The following is a 16,148-nucleotide window of genomic DNA, read 5'->3' on the forward strand; positions in this document are numbered from 1 at the left end:
TTTACCGGAAAAAGCGAACGCTGCTTTTTAAGCAATTGTTTTGTTAAAAGAACCTTAATGCATGGGTAAACCATCATTCCTTATCGGCTAATCGCCAGCTTTTACCTGGTACCCGTTATACTATTAAAATCTAAAGTATATTTTTAATTAAGGACTTACGTTTATTTATCAGACGTAAATATCCGGAGGCGCACTTATGAATTATTTTTGGCGTAATATTTTACTTATTGGCTTTATTTCTCTGGTTGTTTTTACTGCTGCTGGCCAGAACCGGCGGCAAAAAGTAGTGAGTTACCACGACTCTGTACGCACAGCCATTAAGCAAATTTACTATGTAGTACCGCCGGATACGGTACCCGAAGGCACCTACAAACGTTTTTACCGGAGCGGAAAACTCGAAGCCATTACCAGCTTTGTAAACGGCAAGCAAGACAGCGCCTACCTCGAATTTTATGAAAATGGTGCGAAGCGGGTTACGGTAAACTATAAAGATGGCTTACGGCAAGGTCTTTTTGAATCTTTTTACCCGAACGGTAAGCCGCTACAACAAGCCAATTATACCGACGATAAGCAAACCGGACCCATAAAAACGTTTTTTGAAAATGGTAATCCTAAAATGGAAGCCACCTTCGTCAATGGTTATCCGGAAGGTGAAGTAAAGGAGTATTTTCCGGAGGGTGGTTTACAATCCAGCATTACCTACGTAAAAAGCCAGCAAAGCGGCCCCGCCAAAACTTATTACCCGAATGGTAAATTAAAAACAGAAGCAAACTATAAAAATGGTGTATTGGATGGGTATTATAAAACCTATTATGATAATGGCCAGCCCGAGTCGGAGGCTACCAACGAGGGCGGTAAACGCACCGGCGTTACGCGTACTTATTACCGGTCGGGCAAGTTAAAATCCGAAACTAATTTTAAAACTGTTATTCTGGTAAAGCCTAAAGTCGTTACCCCGGATGGCCAGATAAACAAAGAACGGGTACTTACCAAATTTAAAAATACCACCAGCCAACCCGATGGCCTGGCCCGCACCTATTACGAGAGTGGGCAAAAAATGAGTGAGATAAATTATGTGAATGGTAAAATGGCGGGCACCGCGCAGTACTTTTACCCTAGCGGCAAGCTTAAACAAGAAATCCGCTACGCCAACGAAGAGAAAGACCGCAGGATTACCACGTATTACGAATCCGGCAACGTACGCGAAGAGCAATTTTTTAAAAATAACGCCAAAACCGGCACCTGGAAAACCTTTTACGATGGCAAACAGCTAAGCCTGCAGGAAACTTACGAAAATGGGAAGTTAACCAAGGAGCGGCTAGCCTATTACCCAAACGGGCAGCTAAAAGAAAAAGCCACTTACGAAAACGGAAAAATAGTGGGAAAAGCTTTTACTTACCACGACAACGGCAAAGTACAGTCCGAAACCGAATACAAAAATGGTTTGAAAAACGGTCCTTTTAAACAATTTTACAGCTCCGGCGAACCCGAACTAACGGGCAATTACCGGTACAACCGGCAGATTGGCACCTGGAAACACTTTGATGAAGAAGGCAAAATAGTTAAACATACCACCTACAAAAATGGCATTGCCGTAGCGGAATAGCCGTGGCTAATAACTTATGCTTTTGCTAAAAGGTGAAATGTAATTTTCACCTTTTTTCTTTAACGTGAGTCCGAGATAAATATAAGCCCATTTTATTTATTCGGTAACATCAGAATAAACAGTTTTTATATTTCTCTTCCAGCAAGCAGGATTAAATTTAGCTTTAGCCGATTATAGATTAAACTGGAAAAGTAGCTACGTTTAATTTTTTAAATTTTACTCTTCTTTCACTTTACGGGTACCCCGGTATAGTTCGTATTTCAGCAACCTACACTCAATGGGGCCATTGTACAACGGAATACGTCGCGAAGTTTTTAGGCCTATGTGTTTGGCGGCATCCAGGTTGCCGGTAAATACAAACGCATCGTAACCCGAAAAATTGGTTTTAAAAGTATCACCTATTAACTTATACAATTGATTTAGATCATCCGGCCTAATACGCTCACCATAAGGCGGATTAACAATTATAATTCCTTTGTCACCAACTCCTTGGGCTTCTTTAAGATCACGTACCCGTAGCCGGATGAAATCTTCTAAACCGGCTTGCGTAATATTATTGCGGGCAGCCTCGATGTAATCTTTATCAATATCCGACCCAATAATAGTAACTTCCTTATCGGGTAATTGGGCAGCTTCAGCTTCGGCTATTATTTGTTGTAATAAATCTTCGTCGTAGTCGGGCCATTGCATAAAACCAAAGTTATCGCGGCGATAAAGACCGGGGGCCATGTTGTGCGCCAACAAAGCCGCTTCGGTTAAAAAAGTACCGGAGCCGCACATCGGGTCAATTAATGGCGATTGCGTATCCCAATTGGTTAATAATATTATGCCCGCGGCCAGCACTTCGCTTAAAGGTGCTACGTTGGTTTGTTGCCGATAGCCCCGCCGGTGCAAAGAAGTACCAGAGGCGTCTAAAGCCAGCGTCACAAAATTTTCGTGCATGTGCAGGTTCAGGCGAATATCGGGCCGCTCCACATCTACGGATGGCCGCTCTCCGGTACGTTGCCGGAATTGGTCCACAATGGCGTCTTTGGTTAACTGCGATACAAACAACGAGTGCTCGAACGAAGATTGATTAACCACACTCTGGATAGCAAATGTTTGATTAGGCTGCAGGTAATCCGACCAATGAATTTTACTTACCTGGCGGTATAAATCGCGCTCATCGCGGGCGGTAAACGTACGAAAGGGTTTCAAAATCCGGATAGCCGTACGGCACCAGATATTAGCCCGGTACAGCAAACTTTTATCGCCGGTAAACTCCACAGCCCGGTTGCCCAGGTAAATATTTTCTGCCCCTAAATCGAACAACTCCTGGGCCAGGATTTCCTCTAAACCAAACAAAGTAGTTGCAATGTATTTAGATGATTCGGGTTGAGCAGAATTATTGTAAGCCATAAAGAAACGGATGTAGCGTATAAAGTCGCGAATTTAACTCTTTCTTGGTTGGTTTATCCGGAAAACTAAAAAGAGGTTCCGTTTTACTGTGTTTTACCGAAACAATAAGACCTGATTTTTAATAATCTTTTTAAATTATAAAAGCCTTACGACGGCATAACAGTATACTCCAACGAACAAATTTTAAAAAATTTATATTACACTATAACTTTAAATACTATTATTTAATTTACTGAAATTCAATAATTTTTATAAACAAGATAAATATTTTACATTAAACTTTTAGTGGATGCTATTTATTTTAGCATCAATCTTAAACCAGAGATTTAGTAAATTTTTATCGTTAATTAGAGTAATACGCTTCCGCTGCGAATACGTACTTTTGCTTTAAATTTTAAAAAATGGAATTACAACGCAACGTTTCTCTGCGGCCTTACAATACTTTTGGAATGGAAGTAAAAGCCCGGTTGTTTGCTGTTTTTAATACTGTAGCCGAGCTGCAGCAACTGCTTCGATTACCAGAAATACAGAACCTGCCCAAATTAATTTTAGGCGGCGGCAGCAATATTTTATTTACCCAGGATTTTGATGGAGTGGTTTTAAAAAACAACATCCTGGGAATTGAGATAAATGACCTGGATGCGGATTATAGTTTGGTAAAATCTGGAAGCGGGGTAATCTGGCACGACTTGGTTTTACATACTCTGGAACAAGGGCTTGGCGGATTAGAAAATTTATCTTTAATACCGGGTACCGTGGGGGCCGCTCCGCTGCAAAACATCGGCGCTTACGGGGTAGAACTAAAGGATGTATTTGAAAGCCTGGAAGCTGTTAATCTAAGCTCCGGAGAATTGCAGACGTTTAATGCAGAGCAATGCAAATTTGGCTACCGCGAAAGTATTTTTAAAAACGAGCTGAAAGGCCAGTATATCGTAGTGTCTGTTACGTTACGTTTGCGGAAAAAGCCGTTTTTTAACACGTCGTATGGCGCTATTGCCCAAACCTTGGCAGCAATGCAGGTACAAGAGCTAAATGCCCGCGCTATCAGCGAAGCCGTTTGCCAAATACGCAAAAGCAAACTCCCCGATCCGGCCCAGATTGGCAATGCCGGTAGTTTTTTTAAAAATCCAGAAATTCCGGTGGAGCAATTTACCAGTTTACAAGAACAATATCCCACCATCCCGAGTTATCCCACTACTCCCGGCAAAGTAAAGGTGCCGGCAGGTTGGTTAATTGAACAAGCTGGCTGGAAAGGCCGCCGCTTCGAATCCTACGGCGTCCACAAAGACCAAGCCCTGGTACTGGTAAATTACGGCGGAGCACGGGGCAATCAGGTGCAAGATTTAGCTCACCAGATTATCAAATCTGTTCAAGAAAAATTCAACATTACACTTCAACCAGAAGTTAATATCATTTAAATCAAATAGCTGATTTACAGAAATTTTAAAATTTTATAAAATTATAATATTCCGCAATCATCCTTATAAAAAAAGCTTCTTCCGAGTATCAGAAGAAGCTTTTATAATCTTAAAAAATCAGGTTTTTTACTTTAATACAACCAGGCTTACTCCATCACCGCCCCGCTCAATATGCTCGTCGCTGATACTGGCTACCTCGCGTTGTGAGCGCAAATAATCCCGGATAATTTGTTTTAAAATGCCGTTGCCCCGGCCATGAATAATTTTAATTTCGGGAATCCCCAACATCACGGCATCATCCAGAAAGTTCATTACGCGGGTTAAAGCATCTTCGGCCCGCTCGCCGCGTACATCCAAAGTAGTGCTAAAATCCGACATGCGCTGGGTAAGATCAAGGCCGCGGGCAAAACCAGGCGCCGCTACTTCTTTTTCTTTCTTGGCTTTTTTCACGGGTCCTTCCACCCTTTCCAGATTGGCAATCTTCACAATAGATTTTAAATCGCCGAACATTACTTCGGCGGTGCTGCCTTTTACCGCAACAATTTCACCCACCGACTCCTGACCTATTAAAGCTACTTTATCGCCGGGCTTTAACGCTTTGCTACCAACGGCGGTACGTAGTATGGTGCGGGGCTCCATTTTCAGCTCTTTTTCCACGAATACTTCCAGTTCTTGCCGCGCCTGTTTAGTCGTTTCCTTCTCGGCATTGGCATCCCGGATTTGCTTAATCGTGGATTCAATTTGCTTATTGGTATCCTTCAGTAAACCTTTGGCTTTAAGTTTAGCCTCCCGCAGAATATCGTCTTTATTTTCTTCAATGTGCTTTTTCAGCTCGGTGTATTCCTTGGCGGCGGCGCGTAGTTTGCGTTCCTGGGTCTCCAGTTCGGCGTTGCGCTTTTCAAAGGTATTTTTCTCTACTTCTAATTCTTCTAATAACCGATCGTAGCGAATTTTATCTTTACCCACCAGTTTACTCGCTTTCTGCACAATTTCTTTCGGTAAGCCAATTTTACGGGCAATTTCAATAGCAAACGACGAACCTGGCTTGCCAATATCTAACTGGTACAGCGGCTGCAGCTCTTTAGGGTCGTAGCGCATGGCTCCGTTAACAATACCTGGCGTATGTTCCGCGTAATTTTTAAGATTGGTGTAGTGCGTAGTAATAACCCCGTAGGCCTGGTTTTGATTTAGTTTCTCCAATACAGCTTCGGCAATGGCGCCGCCAAGCTGCGGTTCGGTACCGGTTCCAAATTCATCAATCAAGACCAAACTTTTCTTGTCCGCAAAAAGCACAAATTGCTTCATGTTCTGCAAATGCGAACTGTAGGTACTTAAATCGTTTTCAATGGATTGCTCGTCGCCGATATCGATGAATAAATTTTCAAAAATACCCGCTTCCGAACCTTCGTTGGCCGGAATCAGCAAACCACACTGCACCATGTACTGCAAAGTCCCCACCGTTTTTAAAGCTACCGATTTACCCCCCGCGTTCGGTCCAGAGATGACCAAAATGCGTTGATCAGGGTTTAACCGGATGGTAAGAGGCACCACTTGCCGTTGCTGAGCTGATAAGGATAAAAACAACAGCGGGTGACGGGCATCTTTAAAATTTACCCGGGGTTGCTTGTGCAAGGTGGGCAACGTAGACTCCGTGCGGTTGGCAAAAATAGCTTTGGCCCGGATAAAATCGAGCAATCCTAAGTACTGGTAGGCTTTACGTAAATCCGGAATAAAACCGCGCAACAAAGTGGTTAATTCAGTTAAAATCCGGATTAATTCGCGGTTATAGGCGTTCTCCAGTTCTTTAATGTCATTGTTTAAACCAAACACCACATCTGGCTCAATATAAACGGTTTGTCCGGTAGTTGACTCATCATGAATCAAGCCTTTTACCTTACGTTTGTATTCGGCAATTACGGGTATTACAATGCGCCCGCTCCGGATAGTTGGTTCGGCATCCCCGGGAGTCCAGCCTTCGTTTTTGGCGTGGCGCAAGATGCTTTGGATTTGCTTCCGCAGGATACCTTGCTGGGCAATTAACTCGCCTTTAATCCGACCCAATGCGGGCGAAGCCGAATCTTTAACAGCGCCGTTATCGTCCACTACCTTATCCAGGCTAATGGTTAGTTTCTTATCAATTTCAATGTTGGCGCCCAAACTTTTCAGGTAAGGATACAAGCCTTCCTCTGATTCATAGAAGAAGCCCAAAGCTTGCCGGATAGTCCGGAGTGACATTTTAATTTGAAAAAAGGAAGTAACGTCCAGAAAACTGCCCTCAATAGCGGCTCGGTTTAAGGCTTCCGTTACATCAAAGTAATACTGCGTCGGAAACTCAGCGCCGGCGGCAAGTAAACTTTTAAATTCGTGGGTTTGCTCCAGTAGTTTGTGAATCAGGTCGTGCCTGGTTAAAAACTGCATCCGGGTTACGAACTGCCGGCCCAAGGGGCTGAGGCAAGCATCGGCAAGTATTTCCCGGATTTGGTTAAACCCTATTTTTTGCTCAAAATTCTGAGGATAAATCAAAGCTTGTTTAAATTTGTTTAGTAACCCAATATAACGTTACCTTCCGGGTATTATGTTCCGGAATCTGTTTGCATTTCTGGTAAATTCCTGCAAATATGCCGAAACAATCCTGGTTCTGATAAAATATTTTAGACCGTACTTATTTTTTAAAGTTTTATGATTTTCGACCACCTACAAAATGCGGCCCGTTACACCGTTTTACATCCTGATTTTGAAGTAGCTTTTAATTTTTTAAAAAATAACAAAGTAGCCGATTTACCCACGGGGAAACATACCATTCGCGGGGAAGAAGTTTTTGCCATTATTTCGGATGATTTTGGTTTTGGTGGCAAGGAACAAGCCCGATTAGAATCGCACCGCCATTACATCGATATTCAGGTGGTACTGGCAGGTACTGACGTGATGGGTTGGCAACGCTTAGCGGCTTGCCAGAATATAACCGAACCCTACACGCCCGAGCGTGACCTGATATTTTACAGCGACCAGCCCTTGGTATGGTTTGAAGTTCCGGCCGATCATTTTGTAATTTTTTACCCGGAAGACACGCACGCGCCCTTAGCTACTGCCGATAAACTGAGAAAAATAGTTTTCAAAATAGCCATCCAGGAAAGTTAACCAAGCTAACTAAAAATCAAGTTTGCTGATAAAAGTTGGAGTTGTTTTCCCTCTAAGTTATTTTATTTAATCTATTTATTATCACCAATAAAACAAAATCATATTTAATCTTTTACTTCAATATCATAACTACGTCCCAAGCTGGTTTAGGATAGCTGCCGATGGACTTATTTGCTGTACACGGAGCGTCGTTGCTATTTCTGATTTTTAAAATTTAAAAAATGTTGGTATACTGGTTTATTAAGCCGCGCCCCGAATATAAAAATGATTACTAACTTACTTTATAGCTTGAACATTCTTAAATATTAATAATTTTAAAAATTATTCCGTATAACAGCTTTCGGCTTCTGATACGTAGTAGTACCAACAAAATTCAAAGACTTTACGAAGCATGCCCAAAATTCTGATTATAGACGACGAACGCAGTATTCGTCATACCCTGAAGGAAATTCTGGAATACGAAAGCTATTCTGTAGATGAAGCCGCCGACGGGGAAGTTGGCCTGGACCAATTGCGCAAGAACAAGTACGACGTGGTACTCTGCGACATTAAAATGCCCAAAATGGATGGCTTAGAAGTACTGCAGCGTGCCCAGGAAATTGCCCCGGACGTACCATTTATCATGATCTCGGCCCATGGCACCATTGATACCGCAGTAGATGCCACAAAAAAAGGCGCCTACGACTTCCTGCAAAAACCACCGGATTTAAATCGTTTGCTGGTTACCGTGCGCAATGCCCTGGATAAAGCCAATCTGGTAACCGAAACCAAGAAGCTGAAGAAAAAAATTTCTAAAAATTACGAGATGGTGGGTAGTTCGCCGGCGCTGGAAAAAGTTCGTCGGGCCATCGACAAAGTAGCTCAAACCGATGCCCGCGTTTTAATTACCGGACCGAATGGGGCCGGTAAGGAAATGGTAGCCCGGCAACTGCACGAGAAAAGTAATCGCTCCGATGGCCCCATGGTAGAGGTAAACTGCGCCGCCATTCCCAGCGAACTGATCGAAAGCGAATTGTTTGGCCACGAAAAAGGCTCGTTTACCTCGGCGGTGAAGCAGCGCATAGGTAAATTTGAGCAAGCCAACGGCGGCACCTTGTTTCTGGACGAAATTGGCGACATGAGCTTATCGGCGCAGGCCAAAGTATTGCGGGCCTTGCAGGAAAATAAAATTACCCGGGTAGGCGGCGAAAAAGAAATTTCGGTGGATGTACGGGTAGTAGCGGCTACCAACAAAGATTTACTCAAAGAAATAGAAGATCGTAATTTCCGCGAGGATTTGTATCACCGATTGGGTGTGATTTTAATTCACGTGCCACCGTTAAACGAACGCCGCGAAGATATACCCGAACTGGTGCAAAAGTTTTTAGCCGATATTGCCCGCGACTACGGCAGCAAGCCCAAACGCATTACGCCGGCCGCTTTAACCTTTTTGCAGCAACTAGATTGGCGGGGTAATATCCGGGAATTGCGCAACGTGGTAGAACGTTTGGTAATTATGAGCGACGACGAAATCTCGGAAGAAGATGCCCGTTCGTTTGCCCGCCCGGCAGTAGCGTAATTTTATTGTTTGTTCTATGTAACGAGCAACGGGCAAATCCGCTTATTTTAAAATTTAAGGAGAAATCAATCGGGTAAAATCGGTTTGATTTCTCCTTTTTGTTTTTGCGCCGTTAAAATTTTAAAAATTTAAAATTTACAAATCTTGTTTTTCAGGATCAGCTAAAAATCTATCCTCACCATCCCGATATTAAAAACGCAATAATAGATTAAAGTCGAAAAAACGAATAACAAACATCGAGCAACAACTTTACGGCTTTTAGCTAACCAGCAAATTACAACCCCGGATATCGGAATTATCGAACCGGCCGAGCACTTCAAAAGAATTATCCGGGTAAAGTTTACCAATGTCTTTGGTTTCAATAAAGGCGCAGGAATCTACATTGGCTAGGTCGATGATATTGATACCGCCAGTTTTTAACTCCGGATTTACATCAAAGGGATCGTTCATATCGCGTAGTAAAATTTGCATGGTACTGGGGCAGGTAAACAAACCTCTCTCGGTAGAATAAGCCTGCGACAATAACTCCGTCATGCCGTATTCCGAATGTATGGCATTTACCTCGAAGGCTGTTTGCAGTTGCGCGTGCAGTTCGGCCCGGATCATCTCCCGGCGCCGGCCTTTCATGCCCCCGGTTTCCATGATAATTACGTTTTTAAATAAATCCGTATAATTAAGAGCCTGCACAAGGTCAGCCAGGTCCAGCAACGCGTAGGTTACCCCAAACAACACCACTTTTTTACCGTTTACCTGAACCGGATCTAAAGCAGCAATCAAATCTTCGAGGTTATACAAAAAAAAGCCCGGCTTCGGCTGCCCGGATTTTTGCATAAAAAAATTTACCATTGCAACCAAAGACGAATTTCCTTGCTCTATATAAGAGGGAAGCAAAGCCAGAAAGAGGTAGTCGGTTAAAGGCCCGTATTGGTTTTCGAACAGGAGCTGCGTATTTTGCAGGTAAAACGGCAGATCGGCTAAAAAATGTTGGCTCCGTTCGTTCTGGGTAGTGCCGCTACTCAAGAAAGTGGTTTCGGGTATAAAATCGCCGGTTTTTACCGCTTGGGTCTTAAAAAACTCGATGGGTAAAAATGGAATTTTTTTAAAATTTTGAATTGTTGGCGGGTTTACACCCAATTGTTGAAGATAAATCCGGTAAACCGGATTATGGATAGCTTGGTAATGAAACAAATCTAAAGCTCTTTGCTCAAAATCAACTCCCTTGGTGGGCGCCTGAGTATGAAGCTTTTGTTTAAAATCTTGTTTAAAATTCATTAGGTAGCGGATAAAACAAATACCCCAACGGTTCGTTAAAAATTTAGTAAATTTAAATTACTTTAAGCAATAATTCAGTTACCGGTAAAATACCTGTGGCTGCTTGTTCCCGTAAAAGCAAAATTTTTAAAAATTTTAAGCCTGCATGTATAACGTACGACTACAATAGAATGAAAAACAATTTTATTATATTTTCTTTTTTGCTTTTAATTACCGGTTTGTTGGGAGCCTGCCATAATCCGCCAAAGTTTCCCATTGAACCCAACATCAGTTACAAAAACATTGTAAATTATCATAAAACCATTGGTGCAAACGGCACTACGGATGTACGGGACTCTATTGTGGTCATTATCCGGTTTGAAGATGGCGACGGCGATTTAGGTTTAACCGATGCCGATAAAGATCCGCCGTTTAATCCGACCGGGCCTTTAGTTCCCGGCGGACCCAGTGTACCGCAGGGCGAATACTTTTACAATTATTTTATCAAAATGTTCGTGAAACGCAATGGGCAGTTTGAGGAATTCCAATTCCCGAATGCGGGCGGCTTAAACGGCCGATTTTTCCCGTTAGCGCCTGATGGCCGAACCGGTCCTTTAGAGGGTGATTTGAACTACGGATTTTTGGTACGGCCTAGTAGGTTTTTTGCTCCCGGCGATGTGGTTAAGTTTGAAGTGTATATTGTAGATAAAAAATTACACCTAAGTAATAAAATAACAACGGAAGAAACCACGCTCTTTCAGTAGTAAAAACCCATGTCTGTTATTAATTAAGCCGCTCCCTTTGCCGGGCGGCTTTTTTGTTGATGTATATTTTCACAAAATCTTTTATAAATTTTTAAATTTTTTCTTTTTAGCAAAAGCTAAATAATACCCATCTATCAGCTTTTCAGACCAACCCTCTATCCAAATACTAAACTATTCATTAACCTCTATAATCTGATAATAAAGTTTTTAAATATTGCTTTAAAAAATTATGGCGGGTACAGTTAAACTATTTCTTATTTTTGTTTAATTGCACATAAATAATAAACCGCATTCGCAGCATCATCTTCTACAAACCTTTCATTTTTTTATACGTTTTAGGACATTAATCCGGGTTTAGTCAATAGCACTATACCCGAACTTTATTGTTTTTTTTAGTTTCTCAAATTCAATTCATTACAATTTTATATTGCTCGCCTTTATTTCAAGGTTTTTTATTGTAAAAAAAGTAAAAAGGCAGGTTTGCTGTTCTATTTAGTAGTCGTGGTATAAACCGGTTTTTAAATTTTTAGCTTAAACCAGCGTGCTGATGCCTGGTAGCGCAGAAATTAATTACGAAACTAGCCTAGACGAATGCAGAACAGAAAAATTCGAAATACACTTAAACTCTTTTGTAACGAAGCTATACTATTACCTATCAGAAAACTATGAAGAAAAAAGTTTTAATTACGGGCGGTGCTGGTTTTATCGGTTCGCACCTGGCCGATGAATTACTTAATTACGGATACGAAGTTAGAGCCCTGGATAACCTCTCCGAACAGGTTCACGGGAAAGACTGCCAGCGTCCGGATTATTTAAACCCGCACGTAGAACTGATTGTGGGCGATGTACGCGATAAAAAAGTAGTATTGGAAGCTTTAGAAGGAGTTAGCGCCGTATTCCACTTTGCCGCCATGGTAGGCGTTGGGCAAAGCATGTACGAAATCCGGGAATATACCGATGTAAATAATACCGGCACGGCCGTGTTGTTGGAATGCTTGTCGCAAAAACCGGTAGACAAACTGGTTGTGGCTTCCAGCATGAGTATTTACGGCGAAGGTTTGTATAAAAATGCGCAAGGCGAAATAGTAGTTGGCACCGAACGGCCTTTAGAACAATTAAAAGCCGGCAAATGGGAAGTATTGGACGAAAATGGCCAGGAACTCTCTCCTATTCCTACGGCCGAGTCTAAAACACCTTGTTTATCCTCGGTTTATGCCTTATCTAAATACGACCAGGAACGCATGAGTTTACTCGTGGGCCGGGCTTATAACATCCCTACCGTTGCTATGCGCTTTTTTAACGTGTACGGCACGCGGCAAGCTTTATCTAACCCATATACCGGTGTATTAGCTATATTCGCTTCCCGATTCCTGAACGATAACCCGCCCATGATTTTTGAAGACGGCCAGCAGCAACGCGATTTTGTGCACGTGCGCGATGTGGCATTAGCTTGCCGCTTAGCCTTAGAAACGCCAGAAGCAAATGGGCAGGTATTCAACGTGGGCAGTGGTAATAATTACACCATTTCCGAAATTGCTGATCGTTTGGCGCAAGTATTAGGTAAAGAAGATTTAAAAGCCCAGATTACCGGCAAATACCGGGTAGGCGATATCCGCCATTGTTATTCCGATATTTCGTTAGCTCAGGAAGTTTTAGGTTTTTATCCGCAGGTAGATTTTAACAGTGGTTTATTAGAATTAGCGGAGTGGCTCGAAGGGCAAATTGCCCACGACCGGGTAAATGAAGCCAGCGCTGAATTAGCAGCCCGTGGTTTAACCGTTTAATGCCGGCTGTTTCTATCATCTGTTTTTTAAAAATCTGAACAATTAAATGTTAATGGATATACATTCTAATAATAATCTTAAAAATATGAACTGGCCGGTGGTTGGGATGGTAGAATGGTTTCGACCAGGGGAGCACAAACGGGTAGAAAAAGCAATTGCTATTTTAAAAGAATTAGGAATTACTGAATTGCGCACCGGCATTTCCTGGACCGATTACCTTACTCCGGAAGGCAAAGAATGGTACAATTGGCTTATTCCTATGCTGGCTAAAGAAGTAAACGTGTTGCCGTGTTTCCAGCACACACCGCCTTCTTTAGGAATTGTCCCCCGACGGACTTCCCCTTTAACCCGCCCCGAAGATTTTGCCAATTTTTTAGACGAGGTAATTACTCAACTGGGTGCTTCTTTCGAGTGGGTAGAACTGTGGGATGAGCCCAATAACAAAGCAGAATACGATTATACGTTAGATGATAACTGGCACCGTTTTACCGAAATGATTGGCAAAGCGGCTGCCCGCGCCCAGCACCACGGCAAAAAGGTTATTTTGGGAGGCATGTACCCCGTAGACCCTAATTGGTTACAACTTTTATTCGACCGGGGTGTGATGGAAAACATCCAGGCCGTAGGTATCCATGGTTTTCCGGAAGGGAATGATCAAAATGGGGAAAGCTGGGAAGAAAACCTGAACAAAGTCCGCTTAATTTTAAAAAATAATAAATCCAACGCCCAAATCTGGATTACCGAAGCCGGTTTTTCTACCTGGCAGCACGACGAGTATCAGCAACTACAGGAATTCCGCAATGTCTTGCAGACCCAAGTTCCAAAAGTTTACTGGAGCAGCTTACTAGACCAGGATCCGGAATTAACGGCTACCAACAACTATTACCCAAATGAGCGCGCCTGCTTTTTTGGTTTACAACGCCAAGACAACAGCCCTAAGTTATTGTACCGCTTGCTTGCCCAAAATGGCTTAAACGGTTTAAATAAACTTACCTGCATTACCCGCCAATCGAACTTTAACCCCACCGAAAAATACGCTTTAATTACCGGGGGGTGGGTTTTGTGGGCACTAACCTGGCCAAACGTTTACTGCAGGAAGGCAAGCGGGTAATGGTGCTGGATAATCTTTCGCGGCCGGGCGTAGAGCGTAACCTGCAATGGTTACACGATAACTACAACGAACGTTTAGAAATTTTCGTGGGTGATATCAGGGATTTAGCTACCGTTAAAAAGGTAATGAAAAACGCCGATCAGGTATTTCATTTTGCCGCCCAGGTAGCCGTTACTACTTCTTTGGATTACCCAATCAACGATTTTGAAATTAATGCCCGTGGCATCATTAACGTTTTAGAAGCCATTAGGGCGCAGGATAATCCGCCGCCTTTGGTGTTTACTTCTACCAACAAAGTATATGGCGGCTTAGAAGATTTATTGTTTATTGCAGATGGTTCGCGGTATAACCCTTCGGATAAAACGATCTTAAAACACGGTATCGGCGAAAGCCGGTCTTTGGATTTCCATAGCCCTTACGGTTGCTCCAAAGGCGCCGCCGACCAGTACGTGGTGGATTATGCCCGCACGTATAACCTGCCAGCCGTAGTTTTCCGGATGAGCTGCATTTACGGTCCGCACCAGTACGGCAACGAGGACCAGGGTTGGGTAGCGCATTTTGCCATCCGGGCCATCGAAAACAAAGCTATCAGCATTTACGGTGATGGCAAACAAGTACGCGACGTGCTGTTTGTAGAAGATTTAGTAGATGCCTTTTTGTTAGCCCAAGAACACATGCCGCAAATCTCAGGTCAGGCTTTTAATATTGGCGGAGGTCCCGAAAATACCACCAGCTTGTTAGAATTACTAGAGTTAATCGGGGAGTTTCAGGGTTCTAAAATTCCCTTACAATTCGGCGACTGGCGGCCTGGCGATCAGCATTATTACGTGTCGGATATCCGGAAATTTAAAAAAGCTACCGGCTGGTACCCGAAAAACTCCGTGCAGGAAGGTGTTGCTAAATTATACCGGTGGTTATGCGAAACCCGGGGCATTGAGTTACCCGCCGATTTTGCGCTGCCGGAAAAAAATAAAGTTTCAAAAGTTGCGATTGCTTAATGAATTCAGAATTAATTGCCATAACCGATTTACCCACAGAAAAAACAACTACCATGCGGGCTGCTATTATAGAGGCACCGCAAAACATAAAAATAACGAACGTTACTTTACCCGAACCCGGCCCTACGCAAGTGCGGATTAAAATGGAAGGTTGCGGCCTGTGTGCCTCCAACATACCGGTTTGGCAAGGGCGCGAGTGGTTTACGTACCCGGTAGCGGCCGGAAACCCCGGTCACGAAGGCTGGGGCTTTGTGGATGCCGTTGGCGCAGAAGTTACGCAGGTAAAAGTAGGTGACCGGGTTGCCGCCATTACTTATAATGCCTACGCCGAATACGATTTAGCCGAAGCAGATTCACTGGTAAAACTACCCGAAGCTTTTAATAGCATTCCGTTTCCGGGTGAGCCTTTGGGTTGCGCTATTAATATTTTTAAGCGGTCGGATATTCAGGCGGGGCAAACGGTAGCTATTATTGGCATTGGTTTTTTAGGCGCTCTGTTAATTCAATTGGCAAAGCATGCGGGAGCCAGAGTAATTGCGCTTTCGCAACGCGATTTTTCATTAAAAATCGCCCAAGAATGCGGTGCCGATGAAATCATAAAACTGGATGATCACTGGCAAATAATCGAAAAAGTTAAAAATTTAACCAACGGTACTTTTTGCCCCCGGGTAATTGAATGCACCGGTAAAGAATGGCCTTTAAACCTGGCCGGCGAACTTACCGCCGAACGCGGGAAACTCATAATTGCGGGTTTTCACCAGGATGGTATGCGCTCCGTGAATGTGCAGTTGTGGAACTGGCGGGGATTAGATGTAATTAACGCCCACGAACGCGATCCGCAGATTTACCTGCAGGGCATGCGCGAAGCCGTAGAAGCGGTACTCAGTGGACGCATGAACCCGCAACCTTTATACACGCATACCTATCCTTTCGAAGAAATCGACCAGGCTTTCCAGGTTTTAGAAAATCGCCCGGACGGATTCATGAAAGCGCTTATCCAGTTCTAGAGACTAGCGGTGCTGCGATAAACGCTAAGTTTTTAAAATTTTGCGTTTATCGATTCCGTTTAAGCCGGAAATTCTAAAATTATCCGGTAAGTATATCTGGTTCATTGATTATTTA

Annotated in this window: 12 protein-coding genes; 9 read left to right on the forward strand and 3 right to left on the reverse strand. The window is 43.2% G+C overall.

The window, feature by feature from the left end; all coding sequences use genetic code 11:
• The first annotated feature begins 196 nt into the window (after positions 1 to 196).
• Entirely contained in the window at positions 197 to 1,606 is a 1,410-nt protein-coding gene (locus tag HUW51_RS22925; RefSeq protein ID WP_185271915.1) for a toxin-antitoxin system YwqK family antitoxin, read from the forward strand.
• 216 nt (positions 1,607 to 1,822) lie between these two features.
• On the opposite strand, the gene HUW51_RS22930 is transcribed toward HUW51_RS22925, so the two are convergent.
• Positions 1,823 to 3,004, reverse strand: coding sequence for a THUMP domain-containing class I SAM-dependent RNA methyltransferase (locus HUW51_RS22930; RefSeq protein WP_185271916.1), 1,182 nt, complete (start codon positions 3,002 to 3,004; stop codon positions 1,823 to 1,825).
• Positions 3,005 to 3,405: 401 nt separating this feature from the next.
• Between HUW51_RS22930 and murB the strand changes: the two genes are divergently transcribed.
• Complete coding sequence (gene murB / locus HUW51_RS22935; RefSeq protein ID WP_185271917.1) at positions 3,406 to 4,422, forward strand: UDP-N-acetylmuramate dehydrogenase; 1,017 nt, start codon at positions 3,406 to 3,408, stop codon at positions 4,420 to 4,422.
• Positions 4,423 to 4,548: 126 nt separating this feature from the next.
• On the opposite strand, the gene HUW51_RS22940 is transcribed toward murB, so the two are convergent.
• Positions 4,549 to 6,945, reverse strand: a complete 2,397-nt coding sequence (locus HUW51_RS22940) for an endonuclease MutS2 (protein WP_185271918.1) — start codon at positions 6,943 to 6,945, stop codon at positions 4,549 to 4,551.
• Positions 6,946 to 7,101: 156 nt separating this feature from the next.
• Between HUW51_RS22940 and HUW51_RS22945 the strand changes: the two genes are divergently transcribed.
• On the forward strand, positions 7,102 to 7,560 hold the full coding sequence (locus HUW51_RS22945; RefSeq protein WP_185271919.1) for a YhcH/YjgK/YiaL family protein: 459 nt from the start codon (positions 7,102 to 7,104) through the stop codon (positions 7,558 to 7,560).
• 391 nt (positions 7,561 to 7,951) lie between these two features.
• On the forward strand, positions 7,952 to 9,118 hold the full coding sequence (locus HUW51_RS22950) for a sigma-54-dependent transcriptional regulator (protein ID WP_185271920.1): 1,167 nt from the start codon (positions 7,952 to 7,954) through the stop codon (positions 9,116 to 9,118).
• 258 nt (positions 9,119 to 9,376) lie between these two features.
• Here HUW51_RS22950 and HUW51_RS22955 read toward each other — a convergent pair whose 3' ends face one another.
• Positions 9,377 to 10,390: an acyl transferase gene (locus HUW51_RS22955; RefSeq protein ID WP_185271921.1), complete on the reverse strand. Its 1,014-nt coding sequence runs from the start codon at positions 10,388 to 10,390 to the stop codon at positions 9,377 to 9,379.
• A gap of 170 nt (positions 10,391 to 10,560) precedes the next feature.
• Here HUW51_RS22955 and HUW51_RS22960 point away from each other — a divergent pair, with 170 nt between their 5' ends.
• The 5 genes from HUW51_RS22960 to HUW51_RS22975 all read left to right on the forward strand — a co-directional run bounded on the left by HUW51_RS22960 (position 10,561) and on the right by HUW51_RS22975 (position 16,033).
• Positions 10,561 to 11,133: a hypothetical protein gene (locus tag HUW51_RS22960; RefSeq protein WP_185271922.1), complete on the forward strand. Its 573-nt coding sequence runs from the start codon at positions 10,561 to 10,563 to the stop codon at positions 11,131 to 11,133.
• 665 nt (positions 11,134 to 11,798) lie between these two features.
• Positions 11,799 to 12,917 carry an NAD-dependent epimerase/dehydratase family protein gene (locus tag HUW51_RS22965; protein WP_185271923.1) on the forward strand — a complete coding sequence of 373 codons (1,119 nt, stop codon included), beginning with the start codon at positions 11,799 to 11,801 and terminating at the stop codon, positions 12,915 to 12,917.
• Positions 12,918 to 12,963: 46 nt separating this feature from the next.
• Positions 12,964 to 14,028, forward strand: a complete 1,065-nt coding sequence (locus HUW51_RS24680) for a hypothetical protein (protein ID WP_228466853.1) — start codon at positions 12,964 to 12,966, stop codon at positions 14,026 to 14,028.
• A complete protein-coding gene (locus HUW51_RS24685; RefSeq protein ID WP_228466855.1) occupies positions 13,980 to 15,026 on the forward strand; it encodes a GDP-mannose 4,6-dehydratase in 1,047 nt (348 codons plus the stop codon). The genes HUW51_RS24680 and HUW51_RS24685 overlap by 49 nt, the downstream gene beginning before the upstream one ends.
• Positions 15,026 to 16,033 carry an MDR/zinc-dependent alcohol dehydrogenase-like family protein gene (locus tag HUW51_RS22975; RefSeq protein WP_228466857.1) on the forward strand — a complete coding sequence of 336 codons (1,008 nt, stop codon included), beginning with the start codon at positions 15,026 to 15,028 and terminating at the stop codon, positions 16,031 to 16,033. Before HUW51_RS24685 ends, HUW51_RS22975 begins: the two co-directional genes overlap by 1 nt.
• Positions 16,034 to 16,148: the final 115 nt, after the last annotated feature.

Origin of the sequence: Adhaeribacter swui (assembly GCF_014217805.1) — a bacterium.
In the GTDB taxonomy this organism is placed as follows: Bacteria; Bacteroidota; Bacteroidia; order Cytophagales; family Hymenobacteraceae; genus Adhaeribacter; species Adhaeribacter swui.